This is a genomic window from Bradyrhizobium sp. AZCC 1721, assembly GCF_036924715.1.
Classification (GTDB): Bacteria; Pseudomonadota; Alphaproteobacteria; order Rhizobiales; family Xanthobacteraceae; genus Bradyrhizobium.
Window position 1 is genome coordinate 4,945,815 of sequence record NZ_JAZHSB010000001.1, and the last position, 26,106, is coordinate 4,971,920.

Below are 26,106 nucleotides of genomic sequence, written 5' to 3' on the forward strand. Positions count from 1 at the left end.
GCCTGGGTAACGATGCCCCCACAACGCGAAACAAAAGCCGCCAGCGCACACGCGCCCTCTACACGTGCAACGCTAGGGTAATAATGGTTAACGGAACCTTTCCATTCGCGCCCAACTGGGAAAAATCTGCCGGGCAAACATGGTCAACAAGACCTTTCTGCCGCCCCCTCCGCCCGCAGAAAAATGCCTAACCCCTTAAAAAATCAACCCTTCCGGACTTGGCACGGCTTTCGCTGAGTAAACGGCGTGGACCCGCCGGCTTGGGAGAGCCCAAAGGTTTACGACGGATCCGGATTACGGGCTTGGGAGAGCCTGCTTCGGATCGATCAAGGGGAGAACCACCGATGGAGAATATGCTTCTCGTCGGACTTTCGCGGCAGATGACGCTGGAACGGCAGTTGGATGTCGTTGCCAACAATGTCGCGAACATCAACACGACGGGCTTCAAGGCCGACCGCTCGCTGTTCGAGGAATATCTGCGCTCGCCGGCGCATGAAGACAATTTCGTGCGCGCCGACCGCCGCGTGTCCTTCGTGCACGACCGCGCCACCTTCCACGATTTCTCGGCCGGTCCCTCCGAGCAGACCAAGAACCCGCTCGACGTCGCGATCGACGGCAACGCCTTTCTGGTGGTGCAAACGGCCGCCGGCGAGCGCTACACCCGTGACGGTGGCCTGCAGATCAACAACCAGGGCCAACTCGTGACCGCGAGTGGCGATCCGGTGCTGGGGACCTCCGGTCCGATCGTGTTCCAGCCGACCGACAAGGCGATCAACATCGCCGCCGACGGCAATATCACGGTTCTTGAGGGCACCGGCAGCACCGACTCCATTCGCGGCAAACTGCGGCTGGTCTCCTTTGCCGACCCGCAGAAGCTCGTCAAGGAAGGCGGCAACCTCTACTCGGCGGGTCAGGGCGTCGCCGCCCAGCCCGACACCACTTCGCGGGTGCGCCAGGGCTTCATCGAAAAGTCGAACGTCAATTCGGTCCACGAAATGAGCCGCATGATCGAGATCACGCGCACCTACACGCAGATCTCGGCGATGCTGCAGCAGCAGCACGACCTGCACCGAACCGCAGTCGAGAAACTCGCCGACGTTCCGGCATAACACTTAAGGCATAGATCGATGCGCGCACTTTACACAGCAGCGACCGGCATGGCGGCACAGGAACTCAACGTTCAGGTGATCTCCAACAACATCGCCAATATGCGCACCACCGGCTACAAGAAGCAGCGCGCGGCATTCCAGGACCTGATCTATGACCATGTGCGCCGCGTCGGCGCGCAGGCTTCCGACCAGGGCACCATCCTGCCGGTCGGCGTCGACATCGGCGGCGGCGTCAAGACCGTCGGCACGCCGCGGCTGATGGGCCAGGGCACACTGTCGCCGACCGGCAACGACCTCGACGTCGCGATCCGCGGCGAAGGTTTCTTCAAGATCCAGGTGCCCGACGGCACCTATGCCTATACCCGCGACGGCTCGTTCATGATGGACGCGCAAGGCCGCGTCGTCACCGCCCAGGGCAACCCGGTGCAGCCGACGATCACGATCCCGCAGAATTCCTCGCAGATCACCATCAACGCGCAGGGTCAGCTCACGGTGATGCTGCCGGGCTCGACCACGCCGACGCTCGTCGGCCAGATCGGCCTGACCCGGTTCATCAACAAGGCCGGCCTCAATCCGATCGGCGACAATCTGTTCACGGACACCCCGGCCTCCGGTACGCCACAGGACGGCATCGCCAACACTGACGGCTTTGGCGACATGCAGCAGGGCAACCTCGAACAGGCCAACGTCGAGGTGGTGACCGAAATCTCCGACCTGATCGCCGCCCAGCGCGCCTATGAGATGAACGCCAAGGTCGTCAGCGCGGCCGACCAGATGCTGCAATCCACCTCAAACATGTTCCGCTAGAGGACTGGTCATGATCGCCCGCGCCCTCCTCCTGGCCGCCGCCCTGATCGCCGCATCGAGTACGGCCGCTGTCGCGCAGACCCGGGAAAGCATCGCGAACCGCAACGTGATCGTCACGCCCGTGCTGCGTGCCAACGTGCAGGTATCGGGCGACCTCGTGCGGATCGGCGACGTGATCGACAACGCCGGCAGCGCCGCGCAGATCGCGATCTATCGCGCCCCGGATCTCGGCACCACCGGCTCGCTGCCGGTAGCGCAGGTGCTCAACACGCTCCGTGCCCATCATGTGATCGGCGTCGACACCCGCGACCTCAGGGAAATTTCGGTAACGCGTCTGGCCCGCCTGCTCGAAGGCAAGGACATCGAGCTGCAGGTTGCACGCGCGCTGGAGCGCCGCAATGGTCTCGGCGACGCCGCCAATCTGTCGATGACCTTCGACCGCGATCCCGGCGACGTCAGGCTGGATGCCGGCTTTAGCGGTAGCCTGCAGGCGACCATCGTGCGCTACGACAATCGCAACGGCCGCTTCGACGTCACCTTTGAGATCGCCAACGAGAACGGCGCCGCTGCTGCCAAGCTGCGTTTTACCGGCACGGCGATCGAGACCGTCGAGGCCGCGGTGCTGGCGCGCAACGTCGAGCGCAATGAGGTCTTGAAATCGTCCGACGTGGTGATCGAGCGTCGCCCGAAAGCGGAAGTCGGCCCTGATGCCGCTGCGCGCGATCGCACGGTGGGCATGCAGGCCCGCCGCCAGCTCCGCGCCGGCCAGGCCATCAGGACCGCAGATCTCGCCAAGCCCGATTTGGTACAGCGCGACCAGAACGTCATGTTGATCTACGAGACGCCCGGAATCTACCTCACCATGCGCGGCAAGGCGCTGGACAGCGGCACCGAAGGTGACGTCGTCACCGTCATGAACCTGCAGTCGAAGCGCACGGTGTCCGGCACCGTAACTGGCCGTGGGCAGGTCTCGATCTCACCGCCGGCGCCTCGCCTGCCGCAGACCAGCGAGGCCACCTCCTCGCTCGGCAAAGCACCCGCACCCGTCGCCGTAGCTACCGTCAGTTCGCCAGTCGCTCCAAAAGCCGAGTAATGTAAATGTCAGTCACCCGTCTCAACCGTCTCGCTCTCTCCGGCGCCATGCTGTCGCTGGCCGCCTTCGCGAGCGGTTGCTCCTCGATCGACCGTCTGTCGCAGATCGGCGAAAAGCCGAAGCTGACCGAGATCGAAAACCCGACCACGCAGCCCGGCTACAAGCCGGTGCAGATGCCGATGCCGAAGCCGGAGCAGGCCTCCTATAACGCCAACTCGCTGTGGCGGAATGGCTCGCGTGCCTTCTTCAAGGATCAGCGCGCGGCGCGTATCGGCGACCTCCTGACGGTGACCGTCAACATCACCGACAAGGCCAACCTGTCCAACGAGACCCAACGCAGCCGCTCGGCCAAGGAAGACTCGGGGATCACCGATTTCATTGGGTCAAGCACGATCACGCAGGCAAACAAGATCCTGCCCGGCAAGATCCTGACCACGGACTCGACGTCATCGAGCGACGGCAAGGGCTCGGTCAACCGCCAGGAAGCGTTGCAGACCAACGTCGCGGCCGTGGTCACGCAGGTGCTGCCGAACGGCAATCTCGTGGTCGAAGGAAAACAGGAAATCCGCGTCAACTTCGAGATCCGCGAACTGATCGTCGCCGGCATCGTCCGCCCCGAAGACATCCAGAGCGACAACACCATCGATTCCACCAAGATCGCGCAGGCCCGCATCGCCTATGGCGGCCGCGGCCAGATCACCGACGTGCAGCAACCCCGTTACGGGCAACAGGTGATGGACGTGCTGCTGCCGTTCTAGTTTCTCCCGAGCTCCCACACTCCATCGCGAACCTAGGCGCGATGAAGTGTATCAACGCGGCCTCCGTCAGTCTCCCCTGGCGGAGGCCGTGGTCGTTTTGTGATCCAAGGAGATGCTTGCTCCAGCGCAAGCCGCCTGCCCCTCGTCGTCTTCCCATGTTGGAACCGAACCTACCCGCCGGCGTTCCTGACAGCAACCATCTGCATGGAGGCTAATCATGGGCCGCGGAATGCCATCGATGACTGCTCTGCTCGGGCTGCTCGCCATTGCGGGATATCAGAACCGCGACAAACTGGCAGAACTTCTCAAGGGCGTTGGGGGCCAGCCGAACACAGGCGGTGGACAGCAGCCGCTGGGCGGCTTGCTGGGCAATTTGAGCGGCATGTTGGGCGGCGCCGGGGTTGGCGGCCTGCTCAACGGCGGGATCGGCGAGTTGCTCGAAAGTTTCAAGCAAAACGGCCAGGGCGAGAAGGCTGAATCCTGGATCAACCAAGGCCCGAACAAGGATGTCTCGCCTCCGGAATTGAAGCAAGCGATCGGGTCCGACGTACTGGCACAACTCGAACAGCAGACCGGACTTTCGCAGGAGGAGATCCTGGCGAGATTGTCTCGCGAGCTTCCGGCAGCCGTCGACAAGTACACACCGGACGGCCGTTTGCCCGCAGCATGAGTTAATGGACGTGACATTGGGGCAAACAACAGGGAGCATCGAGATGGGCATACTTTGGACGATCATCATTGGCTTCATTGCTGGCGTGATTGCGAAATTCATTATGCCCGGAGACAATGAGCCCTCGGGCTTCATTCTCACCACCATACTGGGCATCGTCGGCGCTTTCGTGGCGACCTATCTCGGCCAGGCGCTCGGGTGGTACAGCCCCGGAGAAGGCGCGGGCCTGATCGGTGCGATAGTCGGCGCCATCATTGTACTCTTCGTCTACGGCCTCTTCGCCGGCCGGCAACGGCGAGCGATTTAAGAACTAGATCTGATGGTTTCATCGTCGGGCTTGGGTTTGGATCAGCGGAGCGGTCCGTCGTCCCCTAGCGAACTCAGGCACGAGACGATTCAACGCGGTCTCCGTGAGTTCCATTGGGCGGAGACCGCGATTCATCGCCGTGCCGCACCGGCGATTGAGTTGGAGCGACGACGCGGAGGGGTCCTGTCGATCACTAGAGCACTAGCTCGGGCGTCCGACATCATGACGCGGGGCGGTTCAGGCGACCGATCTGCAAGGCGAACCAGTTCGGATCGGCCTCCTGTCCGATTTCCCAGGCATCTCCGCCTATCTGTACAGGGTATTGTCCATCGCCTTCATTATCGCCGTCATGTTTTGGACGGTGTCCGCTGTGCGGCGCCGGCGCTCCAGGTTCCTGACACGTGCAGGCATCGTGATCGTGATGTGGACGGCTTCGATCGCGACGGCCGCCGGCGCCCACACCCTCGACGTGCTGGCGATACCTGATTCCCGCAGTGCCGATGGTGGGCCTCATGCTGTCCCTTTTCACCGTCGAACTGGCCGAAACGGTCGCATGCCGAGATTGTCGAACTTACGGTCTCCGCCGATCAGGAGTAAAATGACCCGACGTCCGCGGGCGCTCGTGCCCGGAGGCGGGCCGGCTAGACATCGTGGCAACTCTCCGTCACGCCCGTTGGCAAAAAGCTGAGGTTTGCCCATCGATCCACACGGCGAATTCCATGACCGATCCCGAGCGTTTGGAAGGTATTCCTGGCCGCTACTGGCACCGGCTCGAAGACGGGCGCATCCAGTGCGATGTCTGCCCGCGCTACTGCAGGCTTAACGAAGGCCAGCGTGGCCTGTGCTTCGTGCGTGGCCGGCAGGATAACCGGATCGTGCTCACGACCTACGGCCGCTCCTCCGGATTCTGTGTCGATCCAATAGAGAAGAAGCCACTGAACCACTATCTGCCCGGAACTCCTGTGCTGTCGTTCGGTACCGCTGGGTGCAACCTGACCTGCAAGTTCTGCCAGAACTGGGACATCTCCAAAGCGCGAGAGTTCGACCGGCTCCAGGACACAGCCTCGCCGGAAGATATTGTCGAGGCCGCGATTGCCACGGGCTCGCGCTCCATCGCCTACACCTATAATGACCCCGTCATTTTCCTCGAATATGCCGTGGACGTCGCAAGGGTGGCGCGCCGGCGCGGGATCAAGAACGTGGCGGTTACAGCGGGCTACATCGATGCGGCGGCACGGTAGGAGCTTTACACCTTCATGGACGCCGCCAATGTCGACCTCAAGGCGTTCACCGAGGCGTTCTACAATCGGCTGTGCACACCGGGCGTCTCGGCGCCGTCCTCGAAACGCTCGAGTATCTGAGACACAGGACGAAGGTCTGGCTCGAAATCACAACGCTGCTGATCCCGGGTCACAATGACAGCCCGGAGGAGGTGAAAAAACTGAGCGAATGGGTGATGACAAGGCTAGGACCTGACGTGCCCTTGCATTTCACGGCCTTCCACCCTGATTACAAGATGCTGGATCTGCCCCGTACGCCGGCCCTCACCCTGACGACGGCTCGCGACATCGCGCGCAAGGTCGGGCTGCAGTTCGTCTACACCGGAAATGTCCATGACGAGCGGGGCCAAAGCACGTACTGTCCGGGCTGTGGTGAGCGGATCATCGGCCGAGATTGGTATGACATCACCACTTGGCGACTCACCGGCGACGGCCGTTGCGGCATTTGCTCCACTGCAATCCCCGGCTTGTTCGAGGCACGCCCGGGCAACTGGGGACAGCGGCGCGTCCCGATTCGGATCGGCAGACTGGAATGCTCTTGAGCGAGATGATGCCGGCGTCGGGGCCCTCACTACCGCGTGTTGAAGCGGGAGCCTGATTAGGAGGTCGCGATGAAGATTGACAGCACGATATTTGGCGCGATTACGATTGACGGAAGGACGTATGAGCACGACGTGGTCGTTCGCCTTTCCGGCGAAGTTGTGAAGCGGAAAAAGAAGCTATCAAAGAAGCTGTATGGTACCTCGCACGTGCTTTCAAAAGACGAGGCAAAGTTTCTCTTCGAGAAGGGGTGCGACCAGGTCGTGATTGGCTCGGGTCAGATGGGTAACGTGCACCTATCGCCGGAAGCTGAAGCTTATTTCGAAAGAAAGGGCTGCGAGGTCGTGTTGAAGCCGACACCCGAGGCAATACGGATGTTCAACCGGTCGCGCGCAAAGAGAATCGGCCTCTTTCACGTGACCTGTTGAAGAAATGCCCTGGTGAAACCGTGAATCCACGTTGGATCAGCCGGATCGGCGCCCCGCTCATCGCTCTTGTTTTGACCGTTGCGTCGTCGGTTTCGACCGTGCACGCCGTTGAGGATGCTCGCAAGGTGAGCGTGGTGTCCTTCGGCCTTTTCGGCGATCAAGGCGTGTTTAGAAGCGAGGCGACCGGCGCGGCACGGGTCGTAGCGGGCCGTTTCGGGAACGCCCCGATCAACGTGCAATACAATTCGAAGAAAGGCGGAGGTGCAACGATCGAAGGCCTGGCCATGTCCTTGCAAGCGGCGGCCAACGGGATGGACGCCGACAACGACATTCTGTTTTTGATTCTCACCTCGCACGGTTCCCGCGCCGGCCTTGCAATCAAAGCGGGGCGGGTTACGCAAACGCTCACTCCGTCCAATCTCGCCTACATGCTGGCGCGGACTGGCATGCGATACAAGGTGCTGGTCATCTCGGCCTGCTATTCCGGGGTCTTTATCCCTCGTCTCGCGAACCCTGATACGCTGGTAATCACCGCGGCCGATGCCGACCATCCATCGTTCGGCTGCCGGGACAAAGCCAAGTGGACCTATTTCGGCAACGCCTTTTTCAATATAGCACTCCGGCAGGCTAAGAGCCTGAAGGACGCCTTTGTTGTTGCGCGCTCGCTCGTCAAAAAGCGAGAAGTGCGCGAGCGTTTCGAGCCGTCGAATCCCCTAATGGCAGGCGGCGAAAACGTGCACCCGTTGCTCATTGCGCGTCCTTGAGCGCCGGTCGCCTTCGCGGCCGACGCCTGTCTGCCGAAGAACCTCGTCCGTATTGATCTACTGACCGAAATGCGCCGCATGTCTGGCACTGGCCCCGAGCCGAGATTCTCTCGATTAATGCCTGGTCCGGTGTCGGATGCGCCTTACGCCACTCCTTGAGAATACAGAAGAACTCACGATGCCAGCGCGGTTAGAAGCATCCGCGCGAGATCGGCGCTGAGGTAAGGCTTCGGCAGCAGCAGCACGCCAGCATCGAGACGGCCGTGATGTACAAGGGCATTCTCCGCATAGCCAGAGGTATAAAGCACTTTGAGCCCTGGGCGTCTTTTGACCCCCTCGGTCGCGAGCTGGCGGCCATTCATTCCACCGGGGAGCATTACGTCAGTGAACAGCAGGTCAATGCGTTCGGGTCCATCGATGATTGCCAGCGCCTCGGCAGCATTGCCGGCCGCGAGCGCGTGGAACCCGAAACGGGTGATCTGCGCCACGACGTATTCGCGAACCAGCGGGTCGTCCTCGACAATCAAGATAGACTCATCGCTGTGTTCGCCCGCATACCCGCCAGTCTCGCCGGCGGGTGCCTCCGGGCCACCACCCGTGGCCTGCGGCAGGTACAGCTTCACGGTCGTGCCGTGGCCCTCTTCGCTGTAGATCTTGATGTGTCCATTCGACTGTTTAACGAAGCCATAGACCATGCTGAGGCCGAGCCCTGATCCCTTCCCGGCCTCCTTGGTGGTAAAGAATGGTTCAAACACCTTTTCGAGCAGGCTGCTGGGGATTCCGTCCCCCGTGTCACTTACTGCAATCATGACGTAGTTGCCCGGTCTAACCTCGCTGTTCACGCGAGCGTAGTTCTCGTCGAGCACCACATTCTTGGTTTCTAACGTCAGCTTCCCGCCGTTAGACATGGCGTCACGCGCATTTAGGGCGAGATTCAGGATCGCGGTCGAGAGCTGACTGGGATCAATCAGAGCCGGCGCGGAATCGTGCGCCAGCATCGATTCAATTTCGATGTGTTCGCCGAGGGTCGGCCGTAGCAGACTCGCTGCATCGATCACCAACGCGTTGACGTCGGTATTGCGCGGCTGCAGCGGCTGTCTACGGGAGAAGGCCAACAGATGCTTCGTCAGCTCAGCTCCCCTAGCTGCGGCTCCGCTAATCAGATTGGTGATCTGAGCGAGATGTGGACGATCCTTGACCGCATCGCTGAGGATCTCGATGGTCCCGGTGATCACAGTCAGAATGTTGTTGAAGTCGTGGGCGACGCCACCGGTGAGCTGGCCAATGGCTTCCATCCTCTGCGCTTGCCGGACCTTGGATTCGGTCGCCTCTTTCTCCTCAAAGCGCCTGACCATGGCCTCAGCTTCGCGGCGTTGCCTGACTTCCTCCTCAAGTGCCGCATAGGCACTCGCAAGCTGGATGCGCGTGGGCAGCACCAGGATCCGCGGCAGCAGCAGCAGTAGTGCTGCCGCGATCACGACGGAGATCAGCGCCAGCAAAGCTTTGGTCAGGGCCTCGATTTCATAAGCCGGCACCCACACAGTGTAGATCGACAGCAGGCGGGTCACTCCGCAGACCGCGACGAAGATCGCGAATGTCAAGAATACGCCCCGGAACATCAGCTCATGGTGGCGCCGCCACACGAAGAACGCGAGGACGAACGCCGTAGCAAAGAAGGCGCCGGCGAGTATCGCGTCGGAAATGACATTCAGCCAGATCAGTTCCGGCTTCCACAATAAGCACGCGCCGTGCGCGGTGAGCGTCGACATGTGGATAGCTCCAACAAGCGGCTGCAAACATGCAACCGCAATCCTCCGATCCGTCCGTCGGAGCGACGGAAATTATTCAGGTTTTTCGCCACCCGCACAAGCGCAGCGCTGACCTCGGCGAATGTTGCTGCGCCCGCACGAGAGCCATCAAACCCGCATGTTGCATTCCCGGGAACAACCAGGCGGAGGTTTCGTCGAGGCTCAACAGATTGGCTTTCGGAACGGCCCTCCGCTGGGCGTGCCGGCCAAGCCTCGGATGTCAGTGGCCTTTAGCGGACATGTCTGCCAGACCAACTGATGCCGATTTCGTGGGCAAACCGACATGCGGCTGGACGCGCCGCATCCACATCGATGCGTCGATGGGTAGCTGCCGCACTCCGGAACGTCTCCTCCCGCCCCTCGTTTTTCGTTCATCCATCTAGCCGGAGGAGAATCCCATGGCACTGGAGGCAAACGAAACCGGCAACCTGATCGGCAGCGACAAGGTCGAGGGAACTGCCGTCTATGGCGCCGATCGCAACAAGATCGGCTCGATCGAGCGCGTCATGATTGACAAGAAGAGCGGCCGAGTGTCCTACGCCGTGCTCTCCTTCGGCGGCTTTCTCGGCATCGGCGACGACCACTATCCTCTACCCTGGCAATCGCTGAAATACGATACCTCGCTCGGCGGCTACGTCACCGGCGTGACGGAAGCGCAGCTCAAGAGCGCGCCGCATTACGGCAGCGACAACGCCTGGAACTGGAGCGATCCGACCCGGACCCGCGCCGTCAACGACTACTACGGGATCGCTATGTAATCGCGGTTACGCCCTAACCTCCGAAAGGCCCGCCTTGATGGCGGGCCTCTTTCGCTTGGCAGGGGCGAACGCAAACGCAGAAGCCAGCGTTCGCCTGTCAGCGGAGAACTATTCCTGCTGCCTTGCGTTGTGAACTGCGAAAGGCGGAGCAATGGGAAAATTCTTCTTGATCGTTATCGCTGTCAGCGTCGCCGTTTTGCTGGCGATGAGCGCGTACGTCATCAGCCTGTGACAACGATACGGTTGCCAAACAACTCGATCAAACAGCGCCCGGCGTGGAATCGGCCACTGGTCAGCCAAAAAGCAGGCCCCGGCGCCTCTCGGGGGAAGATTGCGCCAGAGCCTGAAGGGTTGCCTCGTGTCCAAAAACACGATTGCATAATTTTCCCGACCAGAAATCGTTCCCCGCCCGAACGTTACTTCTTCATGGTTCCCGCGGGAGAAAGTAGCATCGCCCTTCTTGTCCACGGCGCCTGCGGTCTCCGCGCCCTGCGTACCGGCGTTCTTGGATGAGGGCCTGGAGTTGCTGGTCGTGGTGCCGATTGCGCCGTTCTTCATGGCGGCTCCGCCCGGTAGCAGCACCTCGGGGTGCGCAAGTTTGTCGCAGGGCGACATCAACGGAGCGAGCAACCGCGCGGACGAGCGGCGAAGGTTCTTCGAGCCCGGCAAAGTTTTGATTAACCATTAATTAATTCGCCGGCGACGATGGCAATGGATCCATGGCCGGGGAGACGGCCGGGGAAAGCACGATATAAGCCGGCTAGACTCATTGCGCAGGGCAGCGCCGGTGATCGGCACATCATTACCGTATGCTTACTACCAATACACACGGATGGCGGGTGCTGCGGGCATCTGGCGCTCCCGCTCCCTCTTTCTTTTTTGAGGGAACCCGTTAGCATGACCCGGCAAGCCGCGGGGACGCGAGCACACACCCAGTTGTCATTCGCCCGAGAAGCAGGCGATCGAGTATTCCAGAGACCGCAGTGATGGAAACGACAGGTCGCGGCGTACTGGCTACCCCGCAAGTGCGGGGTGTGACCATTTCTTGTGGGGCCATGCTGCTTCTCTTCCTCGTGATCCTGATTCCGGCCTCGCCTGCATTCGCCGAGCCGTGCAGCAAGCCGACGGCGCGCTCCAAGATTGCCGAGACGCTCCGCCTCGCCTCGGAGCAGCGGCCGGTCAATCTCACGTTTCGCACCGGTGCCGACGGCGTGAAACTATCGATCGGCCTCAAGACGAAATATCCCGACGATATGACCATCATCCTGCAGAATGACTTCGAGCAGTTGAACGTAAGGGATGACCGCTTCGATGTCCTGCTACGATTAAGGGGGGCTCGTGAACGGGTCACCGTCCCCTTCAATGCAATCAAATCATTCTGGGATAAGTCCGAGCTGAAGTGCTCCGACGGCTGATGCCTCACTCCGGCGTCGCGCGCCGGATCAGGGCGCAGAGCCCTGTCATCCGTGCGATCGGGTGTTCGACGAACAGGCGGCAGGAAGCGATAGCGCCCTTCAGCGTGTCCGGCGGCCCCGGCGGCTTCAGTTGCTTTGCGAGAGTCGCACCATGCGCGTGCCCGAGCGCGCGAGTCGAAAGCGTCAGCGCGTTCAGTCGCCCTTCCCGCTGCAGTGGCGCCAGCATCGTTCGCACCAGCGCTAGATAGGACGGCCAGTACGCCAGATGCCTGTACATACTCGCAATCAGTTGCGGCTGGGTGTCCTCGCCGAACGTATTCAGTTCGGCGACCAGCGTCGCCACCTCGGGGTCCAGCGCCTCCATCGGCGGCAGTTCCGGAATTTTGGTGCCAGGCGCCGTTGGCGCTGTATCGACGGGGCTCACGACATTGGCCGGGCACGGCTCATAATGCGCCAGCAACGCCGAGAGCACGACGAGCGCGAGCGCATTGGTATACTGATAGCTGTCGAGCACGTCACGAATCAGCGCGCGCTCGGTCTCGTCCACGCCTACGGCGAGCAAGGTGTCGATGGAGAAGCCGGGCCAATCCGGCAGCGCGATCGTTCGCCTGACAGCTTCGGCATGCAATGGCGCGTCGCCGAGATAGAGCGGTCGCATCGTCGCCCACGTCCATTCCAGCGCGCCCGGCATGGTCGCGAGGTTGCGCCAGATCAGGTTGACCACGCTGGTGCCGAGCACCTTGCGGATGTCGGCATAGATGTCTGCGATTTCGCCTCTCGCCTCGGATTCGAGAACCGACGGAACGCTCTCAGCCATCACTCTCACTCCGACCGCAGGGGGCAAAGCCAACGGTCGCGCGAACGCGCGCCCGATGACAGGCTCCGCGTACCCACCGACACAAAAAAGGTGGGCACGGCGCAAGCGCGCCTTTGCCCACGCTACGAGATCTACGCAAAAGTCGCGGTTACCGTCCCCAGCCCCTCCAACTCCATCTTCACGGCATCGCCCTGGTCGAGCCACACGGTTTTCAAAAGGCTGCCGGTGAGAACGATCTGCCCGGCATGCAGCCCCGTGCCCTCTTCGGCGAGATGATTGGCAAGCCAGGCCAGCGCGTTGTGGGGATGGCCGAGCACGTCGGCGCCGGTGCCGCGGCCCACCTCCTTGCCGTTGACGAGGGCACGGCCCTTGGCCGTGAGCAGGTCCGGCGCCTTGGTGCGCGCCACCGCCTTGCCGAGCACGCAGCCTGCGGCGAAGAAATCGTCCGCGACCAGCGTCGGCGCGCCCATCGTCTCCCATTTGACGTACCGGTCGTCGACGATCTCGATTGCTGGGTGATACGCCTCGATTGCCTCCATCACCCACTCCGCGGTGAACGGGGCTTCTGACGGAGCGAGACTACGTGCCAGCCGCACCGCGATCTCGCATTCGACGCCGACGCGGACATAATCGCCGAAGCGCAGCTTGGCACCGGAGTCATGCACGCCCTTGGCGAACACGCCACCGCCGCAAGGATGGGGAATGTCGAGATATTCCTGCATCACCGGGCTGGTGCAGCCGATCTTGTAGCCGACCAGCGCGCCGGTCTGCGGCAGCAGCAGATCGTGGACGGCGCGTTGGATCTGATAGCCTTCGGCTTCATCTGCAGGCGCTAGCTCAGGCGGCAGCGCGGCCAGCGGCGCGCAATTGCGGCGGGCGGTAGCGATGTTCTGTGCGGCCGCGAGAATCTTGTCCATCAGCGGCGGCTTTCATGGTTGCAGCCTGTTGCGCTGACCGCCCCTCGCGGTCAGCCGCCAGGCCCTGCCTATTCGTCCCGATAAACCTTCTCGCGCTTCTCGTGACGTTCCTGCGCTTCCACCGACAGCGTTGCAATGGGGCGGGCCTCCAGCCGCTTGAGCGAGATCGGTTCGCCGGTCTCCTCGCAATAGCCGTAGGTGTTGTCCTCGATGCGTTGCAGCGCCGCGTCGATCTTGGAGATCAATTTGCGCTGGCGGTCGCGGGCGCGCAGTTCGATGGCGCGATCGGTTTCGGAAGAGGCGCGATCAGCGAGATCCGGATGATTGACGTTCTCTTCCTGAAGTGTCTGCAGTGTGATCTTCGATTCCCTCAGGATCTCGTCCTTCCACGCCAGCAGCTTGGCGCGAAAATACTCGCGCTGGCGGTCGTTCATGAAAGGCTCTTTTTCGGAGGGTCGATAATTCTTCAACTTTTCCAAGGCCAGCCCATCTTCGCGTGCAAGGCGGGGCGGAAAATTGTCCGTCCGCGCGGGCCTTATATAGCGGCGGGTTGTGACAGACAATATGAGCCGTCTCCTTGGGGGTACCTCCCCCAAGGCCTTGCACAGGCAAAGTTATCGGGACCGCCTGGCGCTAGTAGCCGACTGTGAAGCGCTGGCGGATATGGGCGGGACGCTCGATCTCGTCGGCGAGTGCAACTGCGAAATCCTCGAAGGAAATCGAACTTTTGCCGTCGGCAGCGGTCAAAAGCTGGTCGGTCCCGAGGCGGAACTTGCCAGTTCGCTCGCCGGCGGTGAACAGGGCCGAGGGCGACAGGAAGGTCCAGTTGAGTTCCTTTTCGGCCCGGAGCAGATCGAGGAAGGCGGCGCCCTTTTCGGCTTCCGCCTTGTATGCCACGGGAAAACCCGGGGTAGTGACCAGCCGAACGCCCGGAGCCACTTCAAGACTGCCGGCGCCCCCGACCACGAGGTAGCGGCCAACCTTCGAATCCTTGGCAGCGCCGATCAGCTTGGCCGGGTCGCTGGCGAGAAAGTGGATCGAACTGATCGCGGCATCATGACCGGCAAGCAGCCGGGCCAGTCCCGCCTGGTCCATGGCATCGCCTGCGGTGGGCGTGACATTGGCCTGGGCGGCGATCTTTTCGGGATGGCGGGCGATGGCGGTCACGGTGTGGCCGCGGCGGGCGAGTTCGGCGGTGATGCGCGAACCGGCATTGCCGGACGCGCCGATGACGGCGATTTTCATGGAGGTCTCCCTTGCGATACGCAAACGTGGTATCCAATGGTGACTAGATAGCGAAATGACTGTAAGTGTTAAGAGAGCACTTTTGGGTCACCTGATTACGCCGGAGTAACCGCCGTGAAAGCCAGCGCCAAAACCCCGAACGCCTATTCGGCTCAATGCCCGACGCGGCAGATTCTCGATCGCGTCGGTGACAAATGGGCCGTACTCATCTTGCTTCTCATCAGGCATGAGCCGATGCGCTTCAATGCGTTACGCCGCACCATTGAAGGCATCTCGCAGAAGATGCTGAGCCAGGTTCTCAAATCGCTCGAACGCGATGGATTAATCAAACGCCGCGCGATCGCGACCGTGCCGGTCACGGTGGAGTATTCGATCACACCGCTCGGCGCGACGCTCGCCGATGCGGTCGATCCGTTGCGGGACTGGGCCGAGAAGAACCTGAAGGACGTGCTGAACGCACAGCGCCGTTATGACGTGGCGCGCAAGGATATGGCGGCGTGAATCAATCCACCGCCGTCATGCCCCGCTTCAAGCAGGGCATCCAGTACGCCGCGGCATTTCGGTCGAGCACGAACGCCTCTGGAATACTGGGTCGCCCGGTCCCGGCTACGCCAAGGCTTCGCCGAGGCTTTCATGTGTTGGCGCGCCGAAGCTTTAGCGGAGGCGGCAAGCCGGGCAATGACATCAGGAGCTAGAACCGCCCGGCCTTTGCCAGTTCGACTTCGACGCGCAGCTCGATCTCGGCCAGCACCGCATCGAGGCCGGGATCGCCGGAGGACGACTTCAGATTGGCAGCGGCATCGCGCAGCCGGTTCACCGTGGAAGCATCGAGATTGCCGGAGAGCAGGCCGATCTTGAGTTCGTCGAGCACGTCGAGCGCGCCCCTGCCCCGTGCCACCGAACGCTTGCGGCGCTCCGTCGGATCCTCGACGCCCTGCAGGGCGAGCAGCGCGTCGATGTTGCCGGCGGCTTTGGGCGCTACAGCCGCGCGCGGCTCCTCGGGCGTGGTCGGCGTCTCCGGCAACGAGAAGCCGGTCGAACTGGTTCGCCGCGTATGACTTGCGGGCGATCCAAGCGTGGTGCCGTTCGGTCCGTAGATGCGCATCGTGGTGATCTCGCCCTGAGAATGGGGCGACCTTCGCCTTCTTATGGTTAATGAGGCGTAAACGGCCCGGCAAAATCTGCCGACATGCGGCAGTTTCGCCCATTGTGGTGAAGCCACCGCGACCTCGCGCCTTCAACGAAGACCCAGCAATATCAAGGCATTGCATCGGAAACGCAGTGTGGCACAGCGCTCGCATAGTTAATGCCGGACCGTCGTCATGGGAGTGGCGCCTGCGGTCCGGTGGAAGACCTCGAGGGGAGCAAAGGATGCCCGGCATCCGTTCGGCAAGAGTGATTTGGGTGGCCTGCGCCGCGCTGTTGGCGCTGGCGCTATCGCCCTCGTCCGCGGGCGCGACGTCGCGGATCAAGGATCTCGCCAATATCGAAGGCGTGCGACAGAACCAGTTAATCGGCTACGGCCTCGTCGTCGGCCTCAACGGCACCGGCGACACGCTGAACAACATTCCCTTCACCAAGCAGTCGCTGCAGGCGATGCTGGAGCGCATGGGCGTCAACATCCGCGGCGCCACCATCCGCACCGGCAACGTCGCCGCCGTCATGGTCACCGGCAATCTGCCGGCCTTCGGCACCCAGGGCACGCGGATGGACGTCACGGTCTCCGCGCTCGGCGACGCCAAGAATCTGCAGGGCGGCACCCTGCTCGTCACCCCCCTGCTCGGCGCCGACGGCAACGTCTATGCGGTAGCCCAGGGCTCGCTGGCGATCTCCGGTTTCCAGGCCGAAGGCGAAGCCGCCAAGATCGTGCGCGGCGTGCCCACCGTCGGCCGCATCGCCAACGGCGCCATCATCGAGCGCGAGATCGAATTCGCGCTCAATCGCCTGCCGAATGTGCGGCTCGCGCTGCGTAACGCCGACTTCACCACCGCCAAGCGCATCGCGGCGGCTGTCAACGACTTCCTCGGCGTCAAGACCGCCGAGCCGATCGACCCCTCCACGGTGCAGTTGGCGATCCCCGCCGAATTCAAGGGTAACGTCGTCGCCTTTCTTACCGAGATCGAGCAATTGCAGGTCGATCCCGATCTCGCCGCCAAGATCGTCATCGACGAACGTTCCGGCATCATCGTGATGGGGCGGGACGTTCGCGTCGCCACCGTGGCGGTGGCGCAAGGCAATCTTACCGTAACAATTTCCGAAAGCCCGCAGGTCAGCCAGCCCAATCCGCTGTCGCGCGGCCGAACTGTCGTCACGCCGCGCACCGGCGTCAGCGTCTCCGAGGACGGCAAGAAATTCGCGGTCGTGAAGGACGGCGTCTCGCTGCAGCAACTCGTCGACGGCCTAAATGGTCTCGGCATCGGCCCACGCGACCTGATCGGCATCCTGCAGGCGATCAAGGCCGCCGGCGCGATCCAGGCCGACATCGAGGTGATGTGATGAACGGCATCGCCAATTCCTACGACAAGACCTCGCTGATCAACGGCCGCAAGGACCCGCTGCTTGCCGACGCCCTGACCAAGATTTCGCCGGAAGCGCAGAAAAAGACGCGCGCCAAGGCCGAGGATTTCGAGGCGATGTTCCTCAACTCGATGTTTTCGCAGATGACCACCGGCGTCAAAGGCGAAGGACCGTACGGTGACACGACCGGCACCGGCGTCTGGCGCTCGATGCTGACGGACCAGTATTCGAAATCCTTCGCCAAGTCCGGCGGCATCGGCATCTCCAACGATGTCTTCCGCACCTTGATCCTCCAGCAAGCCAACCGCGTCGGCTGATCCAAAGGAACCCCCCGACATGAATCAGCATCCTCAGGCCAGGCCCGCACCGGCCCCCGCGCCAGCAAGAGCGATCTCCACACCAACCGAGGCGCGCAAGCTCGCGGAAGAACTGATGGACGTGATGAGTGGGCTGCTCGGCATCATCGAGCGCGAAACCGAACTGGTTCGCGCCGGCAACGTGCGCGAGGCGATACGGCTGGAAGAGCAAAAGGGCGAACTGTCACGCCGCTACATGGTCGCGGTCGAGAATCTGAAGAACGCGCAAAAATATCTGGCGCAGGTATCGCCGGAATTGCTGACGACGTTGCGCCGCCATCACGACACCTTCCGCGCGATGCTGCAGATCAATCTCACCGTGCTTGCGACCGCGCACGCGGTGTCGGAGGGCATCGTGCGTGGCGTCAACGCCGAGATCCAGCGCAAGAACATTCCGAATACCTATACGGCTTCGGGACAACGGGCCGCGCCGGGACCGCGCAACATCACCCCGCTCTCGGTCAGCCGTTCGCTGTAAGCGATCGCGATCTTCGGTCTGCTACAATTTTCACTAGATTTGCGCGCCCACATCAAAGCGGGATTCAGCGTATTCCCTAACACCGTGTTGAGAGGTGCCCGGCTATATTGCGATCGATGAGGGGTTGGATTTGACTCGCAGCAAGCCTGGAGGCTGCCATGAGTACAGATTTCAACATCAAACCGGTGGGGGCACCGGTTGCCGCGCCGATCGTTCAGCACGTGAGCGAGGCGGCACAACATGCGGTCGCAACCGAACTGCCGGCGAGCCAGAGCGTCTCGGCAGTCGACTCAAGCGCGCGCGCCAGCATCGATTCCGCCGCGGTCCGCGTCTCTATTTCAAATCCAGCGGTATCGAACCAGGTCGTGATCGACCGCGATGCGCGCGCCGTGGTCTATCAGGTAGTCGACGTCAAGACGAGCCAGGTCGTGAAGCAGTTTCCCGAGGAAGCCGTGCTGCGCCGGCGGGCCTATTTCCACACGCTCGACCTGACCAAGGACGCCCCGACGCGGCTTCTCGCAACCGACCGCAAGGCGTGAGCCGACTTCTTCAGCTGGAGCGTGCGGCGTAGGCCTGGTCGAGATAGGTCTGGCCGCTCGCCGCATCGGTGACGACGTTCTTGATCTCCGCCTTGCCAAGCGCGGTCAGCGTAAACTTGGTGTCACCGATCCGGAACGAAAGGTCCTTGATCAGAACTTCCTGGAATTTATTGGTGCCGCCGCTCTGGTACTGCACCTTGGCGCGAAAGCCGGTGACGTTCGAGATCGTGAACTTGAACGTCTTGTTGTCAGGATACTTCCCGGTCCAGGTGCCTTCATAGAGCTTGGGATCGACCGCCACGTACGGAGTCTTGGACGGAACGGTCAGTCCCACCGTCTTGTAGTTGGCCGATATGATGCTCCAGAGGTCAGCCATCTTGGCATACTCGGCCGTTAGCTGCGGCCGGAGAGGCCGGCGGCGAGATTGCAATTGATGTCGATCAGCGACTTCAACTTGGCCGGATCCGGGTTCATTTGCATGTCGACAGTCTGCTTCATCACGAAGACGCCGATGTTCGCGATGTTCTGCCGCACTTCGATCGGTTGAGGGTTCTCGTTCGCTTCCACGGCGCTCATGAAGATCGACCAGAGCCGGCGGTTGAACAGCAACGCGTTGTGCATGGCCTTATCAGGGCCATTCCAGTTGGACTGGACTTCCTGGAGTTGTCGTGCGGCCTTCAGCAGTGCCTGCGCTTCAATTTCACGGGGGGACGTCGTCGTTTGCGATGTACGCGCGTAGGCTTGGGCTGCATTAGACATTCACGAACCTCGATGGGAGCGGTTGACAGCGGGACTGCAGAAAAACTGCCCAACTTTCATACAGGTTGCGCCTTTAAATATGGTTAGCAAGTGTTACCGATTGTGTCGGTAGCCCGGCAGAAATCCACATTTTCGTCAGCATGCCGGCCGTCAGGTTCTGATGGAATTAACATCGGAGCCCAAATTCTCACCTTCGGTGCTTTTCTTCATGCCGGGATTTTTCTTCTCGAGCGGAAAAGTTTCGTGACGGATCTGCACGATCGACAGGATCGCATCCAAGACTGACGCCTGCGTGCGAAGCAGCGTCGAAGCGCCGGCCGGGTTGGCAACGGCATTGTTAGTCGCCGTGTTGTCGATGAAGTTGGCGAGACCGACACCGGCCGCGTTGAAGCTGACGCCGGTGAAATCAATTCGCCGGGTTGGAATCTGCTCCGTATTCCTACTGGTCAGAGGCAAGAAAGCCCCGCCAAATGGGCACTATTTGCATGTTCACCATTGGTTAACCATCATCGGGAAGGATGCGAATCTGCCGGCGGGCAATCGACAACGCGCGAAAGCGTCAACGGAGAACAGGCATGGCCTTGAAAGTCGAGCTCAAACCGCACGAGCGAATCATCATCGGCGCATGCGTGATCACCAATACCGATCAGCGCGCCAGGCTGTTGATCGACGGCGACAGGATTCCGATCCTGCGCGAAGAAAGACATCCTCACACCAGAGACCGCCGACACGCCGGCCAAGCTGGTCTATCTCGCGGTACAGCTCATGTACCTGTCACCGGATCCGATGGCGCACCATCCAACCTATTTCAGCCTGGTACGCGACATCCTCACGACAATGCCGAGCGCATGGCCCTTCATCGAGGGTATCAACAACTGCACTCTGAACGGCGATCTTTACCACGCGCTGAAGGAAGCGAAGAAATTGATCGGCCATGAAGAGCAGATACTGGAAAGTGCCCGGAAAATGCAATCGCTCAATGAGCCGGATCGCAAATCCGCGTAGCCATCGCATCGCTCAAAAGTACAAAGGCCTCCGCGAAGGAGGCCTTTTGCTTTTGAAGCGAACAAGTTTTCTTCAGATCGGCAGGAACTTGGTCAGCGTGGTCTGGTACAGCATCGATGTCGTTTGATACGAGGCCTGCAGACTAGTCTGCAGCGCCAGGATCTTGGTCGCCACTTCGTCCTGGTTGATGCCCTCGATCTGGTCGAGCATGGTCTGCGCCATCCCCTTGAGCTGGGTCTGGCGGTCGGTCGAAGCCTTGATGGCGTTCTGCGCGCCGGCGAACTCCGCCTGCATATCCTGAATCGACTGTTGGCCGGTCTGCGGCGCCAGGTTTGCCGAAATCCGCTGTTGCAGCGCGTTCACCTGCGCCTTCGAATTTGGGTTGGCGGCATTGGTCGTGACCGCTGCATACACCGCGATGTTCTGCAACTCGTAGCGCAGCGCCTGCTCGTTGGCGCGCGCGCCGTATTGCACCGTGAAGGACTGGTCGATGCGCGCGATCGCCGTGCCGCGCGGCGGATCGGTGCCGACTTCGCCGGTGTACCACGAGACCGTGTTGGCGGTTGTGCCGCCGATCAGATTGGTGGCGGTGGCAAACGGCGGACCGTTCACACGCAGCGGCGCCGGATTTGCGCTCGCCGTGGCGCTGAAGCCCAGCGCCGCGAAGGCGGCCGCGTTCGAACTGGAAATCGTCAGGCTCGCGCCGTCACCACCATGCAGCGCAATCACGCCACCAGTGACGGTCGACGGGGTACCGGTGCCGGTGATCGAATCGATCTTGGCCAGCAAGGCCTGAACGCTGTCGGTGATGTTGAGCTGGTTGCCGGTCGCTCCCGATGCGACGAAGGTGATCGGCGTGCCGTTGACCGTGATGGTGTCGCCGGCCGCAAAGCTCGCAGCCAGCGAGTCCGTCCCCGCCAGGCCGGACAGCAGCGTGGCACCGGTGATCGGCGCCGGCACCGCGGCCTGGTTGTTGACCGCACTCCCGGTGACGGTTGCGGACGGATTGAAGAAATTGTCCGACGCCGCGATGGCGGACGCGGCAACCAACGCCGTGTCGCCCAGTGTCTGGATCGAAGAAGTCAGCGCCGCCTGCATGTTCGCGGTGGTTGCAACCGTATCGACGCCAATCAGAAACGAGCCGGCAGGCGGCGGATTGGTGGTCGTCGCGGTCAGCGCGATCGACTCCGTGGTGCCGTCGGGCAGGTTGAAGTTGAACGTGATCTTGTCGCCATTGTTCGGATTGACGGCGCCGAGATCGACGGTGGCGGCCGGCGGCGCGCCGGTCGGCTGGGTCACGGTCGCCCCGGTCAGTGATGAGCTGATCGCACCGAGCTTCAACCCGAACGATGAACCGTCCTCGGCGAGGCTGGTCACGGTGGTCGTCAATGGCGGCGACGCGACCGTCAGATGCGCCATGTTGCCGACGCCCTGATCGGCCTGACGGCGCTCGTTGATCAGTTGCTTCAGACCGGCCTGCGTACCCACGCCGTCGAGCATGACGTCGGCCGGCACCGTCGCTGATGTGTCGGTGGTGCGGCCGGAAAACAGATAGCGGTCGCCCGACTGGCTGTTGAGCAGCGACACCGCATTCGAGAACGCGGCCTGCGCCGTGATCTGGCCGGAAGTCTGACCGTTGTCGTTGAGCACGATGGTCGATGTGCTGGCAGCGCTCTTCACCGAAGTGCCGATGTCGACCAGGCCCTGCAGCGCCAGGTTAACGACGTTGAGCCTTGTATTGACGTTGGTTGCGGTGTCCTTGAACGCGTCGATGCTGCTGACCTGCGCGCGCAGGCTGAGCGCGAAGCCTCGATTGGCCCCCTGCCCGGCGTAGGTCGTCGAGACCCGGCCGCTGGCGAGCTGCTGCGTAAGATCATCGAGCTGCTTGCGGATGTTGAGGATCGAGGTCCCGATGTAGGATGTCCTGCCGTTAACGCCATCGATCGACATGATACCCTCACATGGCCTGGATCAGCGTGTCGTACATCTGCTTGATGGACGACATCACGCGCGCGTTGGCGGAATAGGCATTCTGCAGCGCAAGCAGATGCGCCATCTCGTCGTCGATATTGACGCCGGAGGCATCCGTCACCTTCTTCTGCAGGGTGTTCAGCACCACAGACTGACCGTCGGCGAGTTGCTTGGCCGCGGTCGCGGCTTCGCCCTGCTGGCTGATGAACTGCTTGGCGAAATTTGTCAGCGTGCCGGTGAACGGAGCGCCGGTAGTTCCGATACCGGTCTGCGGGGAATAGCGATAATTCCCCGACTGCAGTTGCGTGAGAATGAAGTCGGATCGCGTGGTGTCGCCCGAAGGCGTCAGCGGGCTCGTGGAAAACACAATGGTACGCGAGGGATCGCCGAGCAGCCCGAGATTGACGCTGATGCGGCCGGCGAGACCCGTCTGCTGCGACCCGTTGGCGGTGATCGCCCCGGAGAAGAGGCCGCCATTATCCGTGAACAGCGGAAGCTGTGGGTTGCCGCTGGTGAGCGACGACATTGTCGTGGTGACCGATGCCGCCAGCACGTCCGAACGGTTTGGCGCGCCGTCGTCCAGCACGCGCAGGGTCGAGCCCGACGGGTTTGAGAACTGCAGATCGCTCGCCCCTAGCGCTGCGTTGAGCTGGGAGACGACCGACGCCATACCGCCGGAAAAATCGATGCCAAGCACCTCGTCGTTCGGATCGAGCGTTGTGGTATTGCTCAGCGGCAGCACGCTCGGATCGTCGACACGCACGATCGAGAGATTATGCGTGATGCCGGTGGTGTTGTCCTTGTAGGTGACGTGAACGACGTTGCCTGACTGCAATCCCGTGAGATCGAGATCATAGCCGGCCTGCGGCAGGACGGACGCGGGAGCGGCAGTGCCTGCGGTCGTCTTGTCCGACAGCGCGCTCGACATCGCCGCCGCGAACTGGTCGATCTGCGCCTGCGCCTTCACCAGCGTGTTGTCGCGCAGCTCGAGATAGGCAGCGATCTTGCCCGAACGAATCGAGTTGGTCGACACCAGATCGTAGCTGCCGCCGTGCGGGAAGTTGATGGTGATGGTGCCGACGTTGTTCTTGGTCGGGTCGGGATTGTACAGCGTGTTGGGCGTCACCGTGCCCTGGGGATTGAACGAAAGCTGCGCCGCCTCGGTGCCGACCAGTTGCACGCCGGAATTCGTGAACACCGTCACCTGGTTGAGGTCGTTGACGACCGTTCTGATGTCCATCAGGCTCGACAACTGGGTGATGTATTGATCGCGCTGATCCAGCAGCGATGCCGTCGCAGCGTCCGTCTTGCCGTTGTTCTGGAGCTGATTGTTGATGAACGCGATCTGGGCCATCGCGTTGTTCGCCGTAATGATGGAATCGTTGATGCCCATCTCGGCGTTGGCGCGCAGAGCCTGGATCCCCTGCGTCGCCGCATTGAGCGTTTGCGCCATCGTCTGCGCGGCGCTGACGGCGCCGATCCGCGCCGACTGCGAGTCCGGGCTGGTGGACAGGCCCTGAAATGCGGTCAACAGCTTGTTGAACGCGTCCTCGATGGTGCCGGTTTCAGCCGGATTTCCGTAGACGTTCTGCAAATTTTGGAGGTAGGTCGAGCGGATATCGGCGTAGGCTGCACCGGAGGTTTCCGTGCGCAGTTGCGTCTGCAAGTACTGATCGAGCTGCCGGTCGACGCCGTGGAGCAGAACGCTCGAGCCGTAATCGCCGGTCACGCCGGCGGACTGGATGATCGATTTCCTGACGTAACCGGGCGTTTCCGCGTTGGCGACGTTCGATCCGACCAGCGAGATCGCAGCTTGCGTCGCGCGCAGGCCGGACATTGCGGTGGAGAGAGCTTGACTCAAACCCATGACTAATTGCCCATCTCAAATCGCGTCGCGAATGGCGCGTCGAACTATCGCAGCACGTTCAGGAGATCCTGCACCATCGTGTTGGAAGTCGTGATGACCTTGGTGTTGGCCGAGTACGCCTGCTGAGTGACGATCAGCTTGGTAAACTCGTCGGCGATGTCGGTGTTGGATCCTTCCAGCGACGAGCCGACGATGGTTCCGGCCTTGCCGAACAGCGCCTGTCCGGATGCGTCGGTGACTTCGAATGCGCCGCCGTTAACGCGCTTGAGGAAATTGGTGCCGTTGAACGTCGCGACCGAGATTTCGGCAAGGTCGAGGTTGCGGCCGTTGGAATAGTTGCCGACGATGCGGCCGTTGGTGCCGACGCCGACGGATTGCAACTGGCCGGCCGGGAAGCCGTCCTGCTGGATCTGGTTGACCTGCACGTTGCCGTTGGCGTCCGCGAACTGGGTGACACCGCCGGTGCCGAAGTTGATGACGGGACTGCCCAGCGCGACGCCGTTGACGACGGCATTGGTGAGCTCGATCGAAGGGATCGCCGGCGTCATCTGGCCTGAGGCAGAGAAGGTGAAATTGGTGTTGACGTTTTGCCACGCGACCTGAGTGCCGGTTGCGTTGGGATTGACCTGGTAGAACAGGTTCCAGGTGTCGGTATGGCCCGCACCGAGCGAGGCGCTGTCGACCTTGGCCCAACGGAACTGCAGGTTCACCGGAGCGCCCGAGACGTCGTAGGTCGTAACCGCACCACCCGCGATCGACTCGGCGAGGAACGTCGAATTGTCGTTGCCGACGACCTGACCGGTGCCGACGCCGCCGCCGCCGCCGCGCGTCGCCGTCACGGTGCCGGTAAAGCCGAGCGCGGCCCAAGCCGTGCTGTTTGAACTTGAGACCGAGAGATTGAAGGAGGTGCCGGAATGCAGCGTGATCGAGCCGCCGCTGATTGTGGATGCGACTGACGTTCCCTGGAGCACGTCGATCTTGCCCAGCAAGGTGCCGATGCTGTCGTCGACGTTGATCTGGTTGGGGCCGGCGGCGGTGCCCGACGCCATGAAGGTGAGGGTTTGGCCGTTGACCGTGATGGTGTCGCCCGCGACGAAGTTGGTGGAGATCGAGTTGGTGCCGGCCGCGCCGCTGAGCAGGGTCGCGGCCGTGTTCGCAACCGACGGCGTCGCTTTGTTGTTCTGGGTGGTGCCACTCCTGGAGGCGTCGGTATAGGGCGCCATAGGCGTGCCGAGCGCCAGCGGATTATGTCCGGAACTGTATGATCCGGGCACGATCAATTCCGATCCGGGAACGGAGACGTCATGCTTGGTCGTCAGCGGATAGCTGGCGAGGTTGGCGCGATAGTCGATCCTGGTGGTTTGCTGCGCCGGCAAGAAGTCGTTCTGGAATCGGAGAACCTGCGGCGAACTGCCGGACGGGTTGCCGGTGGTCGGGTCGATTGGCACACCCTGCAGGTAATAGCCGGCGCCGTTGACGAGATAGCCGCTTTTGTCGAGCTGGAAGTCGCCGCGGCGGGTATAGCGGTCGACGCCGTCGAACACCGGCGTGCCGTCGGTGAAGTTGCCAGGCTTTTGCACCGCAAAAAAGCCGTTGCCGTTGATCGCCATGAAGGTCGCCACAGAGGCCGTCTGCACGTCGCCCTGCACCGAGTTGGTGGAGCGGGATTGCGTGGTCACGCCGCCCGCGAGTTGCGCGGTCGCTGAGGTCTGTGGAATCAGATCGAGGAAGGAGGTGTCGACGCGTTTGAACGCCGTGGTCTGCGAGTTGGCGATGTTGCCCGAGACGTTTTCCAATGCGTAGGAGTTGGCGCGGAGGCCGCCGACCGCGGTGGTGAGAGCGCCGAAGATACCCATGACATTTTCTCCAAATTCGATCCGGGCGGCTCGCCGGTCCAC

General features: G+C 61.9%; 29 protein-coding genes and 2 pseudogenes. 18 read left to right on the plus strand and 13 right to left on the minus strand.

Going from position 1 to position 26,106, the window contains the following annotated elements; translation table 11 throughout:
* The first annotated feature begins 344 nt into the window (after positions 1–344).
* The 10 genes and pseudogenes from flgF to V1273_RS24035 all read left to right on the plus strand — a co-directional run bounded on the left by flgF (position 345) and on the right by V1273_RS24035 (position 7,756).
* Positions 345–1,109 carry a flagellar basal-body rod protein FlgF gene (gene flgF / locus V1273_RS23990; protein WP_028348634.1) on the plus strand — a complete coding sequence of 255 codons (765 nt, stop codon included), beginning with the start codon at positions 345–347 and terminating at the stop codon, positions 1,107–1,109.
* A gap of 18 nt (positions 1,110–1,127) precedes the next feature.
* The gene (gene flgG / locus V1273_RS23995; protein ID WP_065749261.1) at positions 1,128–1,916 is read left to right on the plus strand and encodes a flagellar basal-body rod protein FlgG; all 789 of its coding nucleotides are present in this window, start codon (positions 1,128–1,130) and stop codon (positions 1,914–1,916) included.
* A gap of 10 nt (positions 1,917–1,926) precedes the next feature.
* Positions 1,927–3,009, plus strand: coding sequence for a flagellar basal body P-ring formation chaperone FlgA (gene flgA / locus V1273_RS24000; protein WP_334381544.1), 1,083 nt, complete (start codon positions 1,927–1,929; stop codon positions 3,007–3,009).
* Positions 3,010–3,014: 5 nt separating this feature from the next.
* Positions 3,015–3,767 carry a flagellar basal body L-ring protein FlgH gene (gene flgH / locus V1273_RS24005; RefSeq protein WP_334381543.1) on the plus strand — a complete coding sequence of 251 codons (753 nt, stop codon included), beginning with the start codon at positions 3,015–3,017 and terminating at the stop codon, positions 3,765–3,767.
* A gap of 217 nt (positions 3,768–3,984) precedes the next feature.
* Entirely contained in the window at positions 3,985–4,437 is a 453-nt protein-coding gene (locus V1273_RS24010) for a YidB family protein (RefSeq protein WP_334381542.1), read from the plus strand.
* Positions 4,438–4,480: 43 nt separating this feature from the next.
* On the plus strand, positions 4,481–4,744 hold the full coding sequence (locus V1273_RS24015) for a GlsB/YeaQ/YmgE family stress response membrane protein (RefSeq protein WP_334368958.1): 264 nt from the start codon (positions 4,481–4,483) through the stop codon (positions 4,742–4,744).
* Between the two features lie 719 nt (positions 4,745–5,463).
* Positions 5,464–5,985: an AmmeMemoRadiSam system radical SAM enzyme gene (amrS, locus tag V1273_RS24020; protein ID WP_334411062.1), complete on the plus strand. Its 522-nt coding sequence runs from the start codon at positions 5,464–5,466 to the stop codon at positions 5,983–5,985.
* A 131-nt stretch (positions 5,986–6,116) separates the two neighbouring features.
* Positions 6,117–6,566, plus strand: a pseudogene (amrS, locus tag V1273_RS24025) (AmmeMemoRadiSam system radical SAM enzyme); the annotation flags it as partial.
* Positions 6,567–6,635: 69 nt separating this feature from the next.
* On the plus strand, positions 6,636–6,992 hold the full coding sequence (locus V1273_RS24030; RefSeq protein WP_334363725.1) for an Mth938-like domain-containing protein: 357 nt from the start codon (positions 6,636–6,638) through the stop codon (positions 6,990–6,992).
* On the plus strand, positions 6,989–7,756 hold the full coding sequence (locus V1273_RS24035; protein ID WP_334411064.1) for a C13 family peptidase: 768 nt from the start codon (positions 6,989–6,991) through the stop codon (positions 7,754–7,756). Before V1273_RS24030 ends, V1273_RS24035 begins: the two co-directional genes overlap by 4 nt.
* A gap of 173 nt (positions 7,757–7,929) precedes the next feature.
* Here V1273_RS24035 and V1273_RS24040 read toward each other — a convergent pair whose 3' ends face one another.
* A complete protein-coding gene (locus tag V1273_RS24040) occupies positions 7,930–9,525 on the minus strand; it encodes an ATP-binding protein (protein WP_334363727.1) in 1,596 nt (531 codons plus the stop codon).
* 437 nt (positions 9,526–9,962) lie between these two features.
* On the opposite strand from V1273_RS24040, the gene V1273_RS24045 reads away from it, so the two are divergent.
* Entirely contained in the window at positions 9,963–10,322 is a 360-nt protein-coding gene (locus tag V1273_RS24045; RefSeq protein ID WP_334363728.1) for a PRC-barrel domain-containing protein, read from the plus strand.
* Positions 10,323–10,430: 108 nt separating this feature from the next.
* Here the strand turns inward: V1273_RS24045 and V1273_RS24050 are convergent, their stop codons facing one another.
* A complete protein-coding gene (locus V1273_RS24050; RefSeq protein ID WP_334411065.1) occupies positions 10,431–10,880 on the minus strand; it encodes a hypothetical protein in 450 nt (149 codons plus the stop codon).
* A 428-nt stretch (positions 10,881–11,308) separates the two neighbouring features.
* Here V1273_RS24050 and V1273_RS24055 point away from each other — a divergent pair, with 428 nt between their 5' ends.
* The gene (locus V1273_RS24055) at positions 11,309–11,737 is read left to right on the plus strand and encodes a ClpXP protease specificity-enhancing factor SspB (protein ID WP_334381538.1); all 429 of its coding nucleotides are present in this window, start codon (positions 11,309–11,311) and stop codon (positions 11,735–11,737) included.
* A gap of 4 nt (positions 11,738–11,741) precedes the next feature.
* On the opposite strand, the gene V1273_RS24060 is transcribed toward V1273_RS24055, so the two are convergent.
* From V1273_RS24060 to V1273_RS24075, 4 genes are all read right to left on the minus strand, one after another.
* A complete protein-coding gene (locus V1273_RS24060; RefSeq protein WP_334411067.1) occupies positions 11,742–12,554 on the minus strand; it encodes a hypothetical protein in 813 nt (270 codons plus the stop codon).
* A gap of 131 nt (positions 12,555–12,685) precedes the next feature.
* Positions 12,686–13,471 carry a 2-keto-4-pentenoate hydratase gene (locus tag V1273_RS24065; RefSeq protein WP_334381537.1) on the minus strand — a complete coding sequence of 262 codons (786 nt, stop codon included), beginning with the start codon at positions 13,469–13,471 and terminating at the stop codon, positions 12,686–12,688.
* Between the two features lie 68 nt (positions 13,472–13,539).
* Positions 13,540–13,905, minus strand: a complete 366-nt coding sequence (gene dksA, locus V1273_RS24070; protein WP_141686941.1) for an RNA polymerase-binding protein DksA — start codon at positions 13,903–13,905, stop codon at positions 13,540–13,542.
* Positions 13,906–14,104: 199 nt separating this feature from the next.
* A complete protein-coding gene (locus tag V1273_RS24075) occupies positions 14,105–14,716 on the minus strand; it encodes an NAD(P)-dependent oxidoreductase (protein ID WP_334411069.1) in 612 nt (203 codons plus the stop codon).
* 114 nt (positions 14,717–14,830) lie between these two features.
* Here V1273_RS24075 and V1273_RS24080 point away from each other — a divergent pair, with 114 nt between their 5' ends.
* On the plus strand, positions 14,831–15,217 hold the full coding sequence (locus V1273_RS24080) for a winged helix-turn-helix transcriptional regulator (RefSeq protein ID WP_334411071.1): 387 nt from the start codon (positions 14,831–14,833) through the stop codon (positions 15,215–15,217).
* A 190-nt stretch (positions 15,218–15,407) separates the two neighbouring features.
* Here the strand turns inward: V1273_RS24080 and V1273_RS24085 are convergent, their stop codons facing one another.
* Positions 15,408–15,821, minus strand: coding sequence for a flagellar assembly protein FliX (locus V1273_RS24085; protein WP_028348621.1), 414 nt, complete (start codon positions 15,819–15,821; stop codon positions 15,408–15,410).
* A gap of 266 nt (positions 15,822–16,087) precedes the next feature.
* On the opposite strand from V1273_RS24085, the gene V1273_RS24090 reads away from it, so the two are divergent.
* The 4 genes from V1273_RS24090 to V1273_RS24105 all read left to right on the plus strand — a co-directional run bounded on the left by V1273_RS24090 (position 16,088) and on the right by V1273_RS24105 (position 18,606).
* On the plus strand, positions 16,088–17,212 hold the full coding sequence (locus V1273_RS24090) for a flagellar basal body P-ring protein FlgI (RefSeq protein ID WP_334374237.1): 1,125 nt from the start codon (positions 16,088–16,090) through the stop codon (positions 17,210–17,212).
* Positions 17,212–17,550, plus strand: a complete 339-nt coding sequence (gene flgJ, locus V1273_RS24095; protein ID WP_334381533.1) for a flagellar assembly peptidoglycan hydrolase FlgJ — start codon at positions 17,212–17,214, stop codon at positions 17,548–17,550. Before V1273_RS24090 ends, flgJ begins: the two co-directional genes overlap by 1 nt.
* 19 nt (positions 17,551–17,569) lie before the next feature.
* Positions 17,570–18,067, plus strand: a complete 498-nt coding sequence (locus V1273_RS24100; protein WP_334363738.1) for a hypothetical protein — start codon at positions 17,570–17,572, stop codon at positions 18,065–18,067.
* Positions 18,068–18,225: 158 nt separating this feature from the next.
* Positions 18,226–18,606, plus strand: coding sequence for a hypothetical protein (locus V1273_RS24105; RefSeq protein WP_334381531.1), 381 nt, complete (start codon positions 18,226–18,228; stop codon positions 18,604–18,606).
* A gap of 10 nt (positions 18,607–18,616) precedes the next feature.
* Here the strand turns inward: V1273_RS24105 and V1273_RS24110 are convergent, their stop codons facing one another.
* The 3 genes from V1273_RS24110 to V1273_RS24120 all read right to left on the minus strand — a co-directional run bounded on the left by V1273_RS24110 (position 18,617) and on the right by V1273_RS24120 (position 19,821).
* Positions 18,617–18,982 carry a hypothetical protein gene (locus V1273_RS24110; RefSeq protein WP_334363741.1) on the minus strand — a complete coding sequence of 122 codons (366 nt, stop codon included), beginning with the start codon at positions 18,980–18,982 and terminating at the stop codon, positions 18,617–18,619.
* A 17-nt stretch (positions 18,983–18,999) separates the two neighbouring features.
* Entirely contained in the window at positions 19,000–19,365 is a 366-nt protein-coding gene (gene flaF / locus V1273_RS24115) for a flagellar biosynthesis regulator FlaF (RefSeq protein ID WP_057843972.1), read from the minus strand.
* A 150-nt stretch (positions 19,366–19,515) separates the two neighbouring features.
* A complete protein-coding gene (locus tag V1273_RS24120) occupies positions 19,516–19,821 on the minus strand; it encodes a hypothetical protein (protein ID WP_334381530.1) in 306 nt (101 codons plus the stop codon).
* A gap of 119 nt (positions 19,822–19,940) precedes the next feature.
* On the opposite strand from V1273_RS24120, the pseudogene flbT reads away from it, so the two are divergent.
* Positions 19,941–20,370 (plus strand): annotated as a pseudogene (gene flbT, locus V1273_RS24125) (flagellar biosynthesis repressor FlbT).
* A gap of 72 nt (positions 20,371–20,442) precedes the next feature.
* On the opposite strand, the gene V1273_RS24130 reads toward flbT, so the two are convergent.
* The 3 genes from V1273_RS24130 to V1273_RS24140 are packed head-to-tail and all read right to left on the minus strand — an operon-like array spanning position 20,443 to position 26,064.
* A complete protein-coding gene (locus tag V1273_RS24130; RefSeq protein ID WP_334411073.1) occupies positions 20,443–22,320 on the minus strand; it encodes a flagellar protein in 1,878 nt (625 codons plus the stop codon).
* A gap of 7 nt (positions 22,321–22,327) precedes the next feature.
* On the minus strand, positions 22,328–24,208 hold the full coding sequence (gene flgK / locus V1273_RS24135; protein WP_334411074.1) for a flagellar hook-associated protein FlgK: 1,881 nt from the start codon (positions 24,206–24,208) through the stop codon (positions 22,328–22,330).
* A gap of 44 nt (positions 24,209–24,252) precedes the next feature.
* Positions 24,253–26,064 (minus strand): flagellar hook-basal body complex protein, encoded by a 1,812-nt coding sequence (locus tag V1273_RS24140; protein WP_334411075.1) that lies wholly within the window; start codon positions 26,062–26,064, stop codon positions 24,253–24,255.
* Positions 26,065–26,106: the final 42 nt, after the last annotated feature.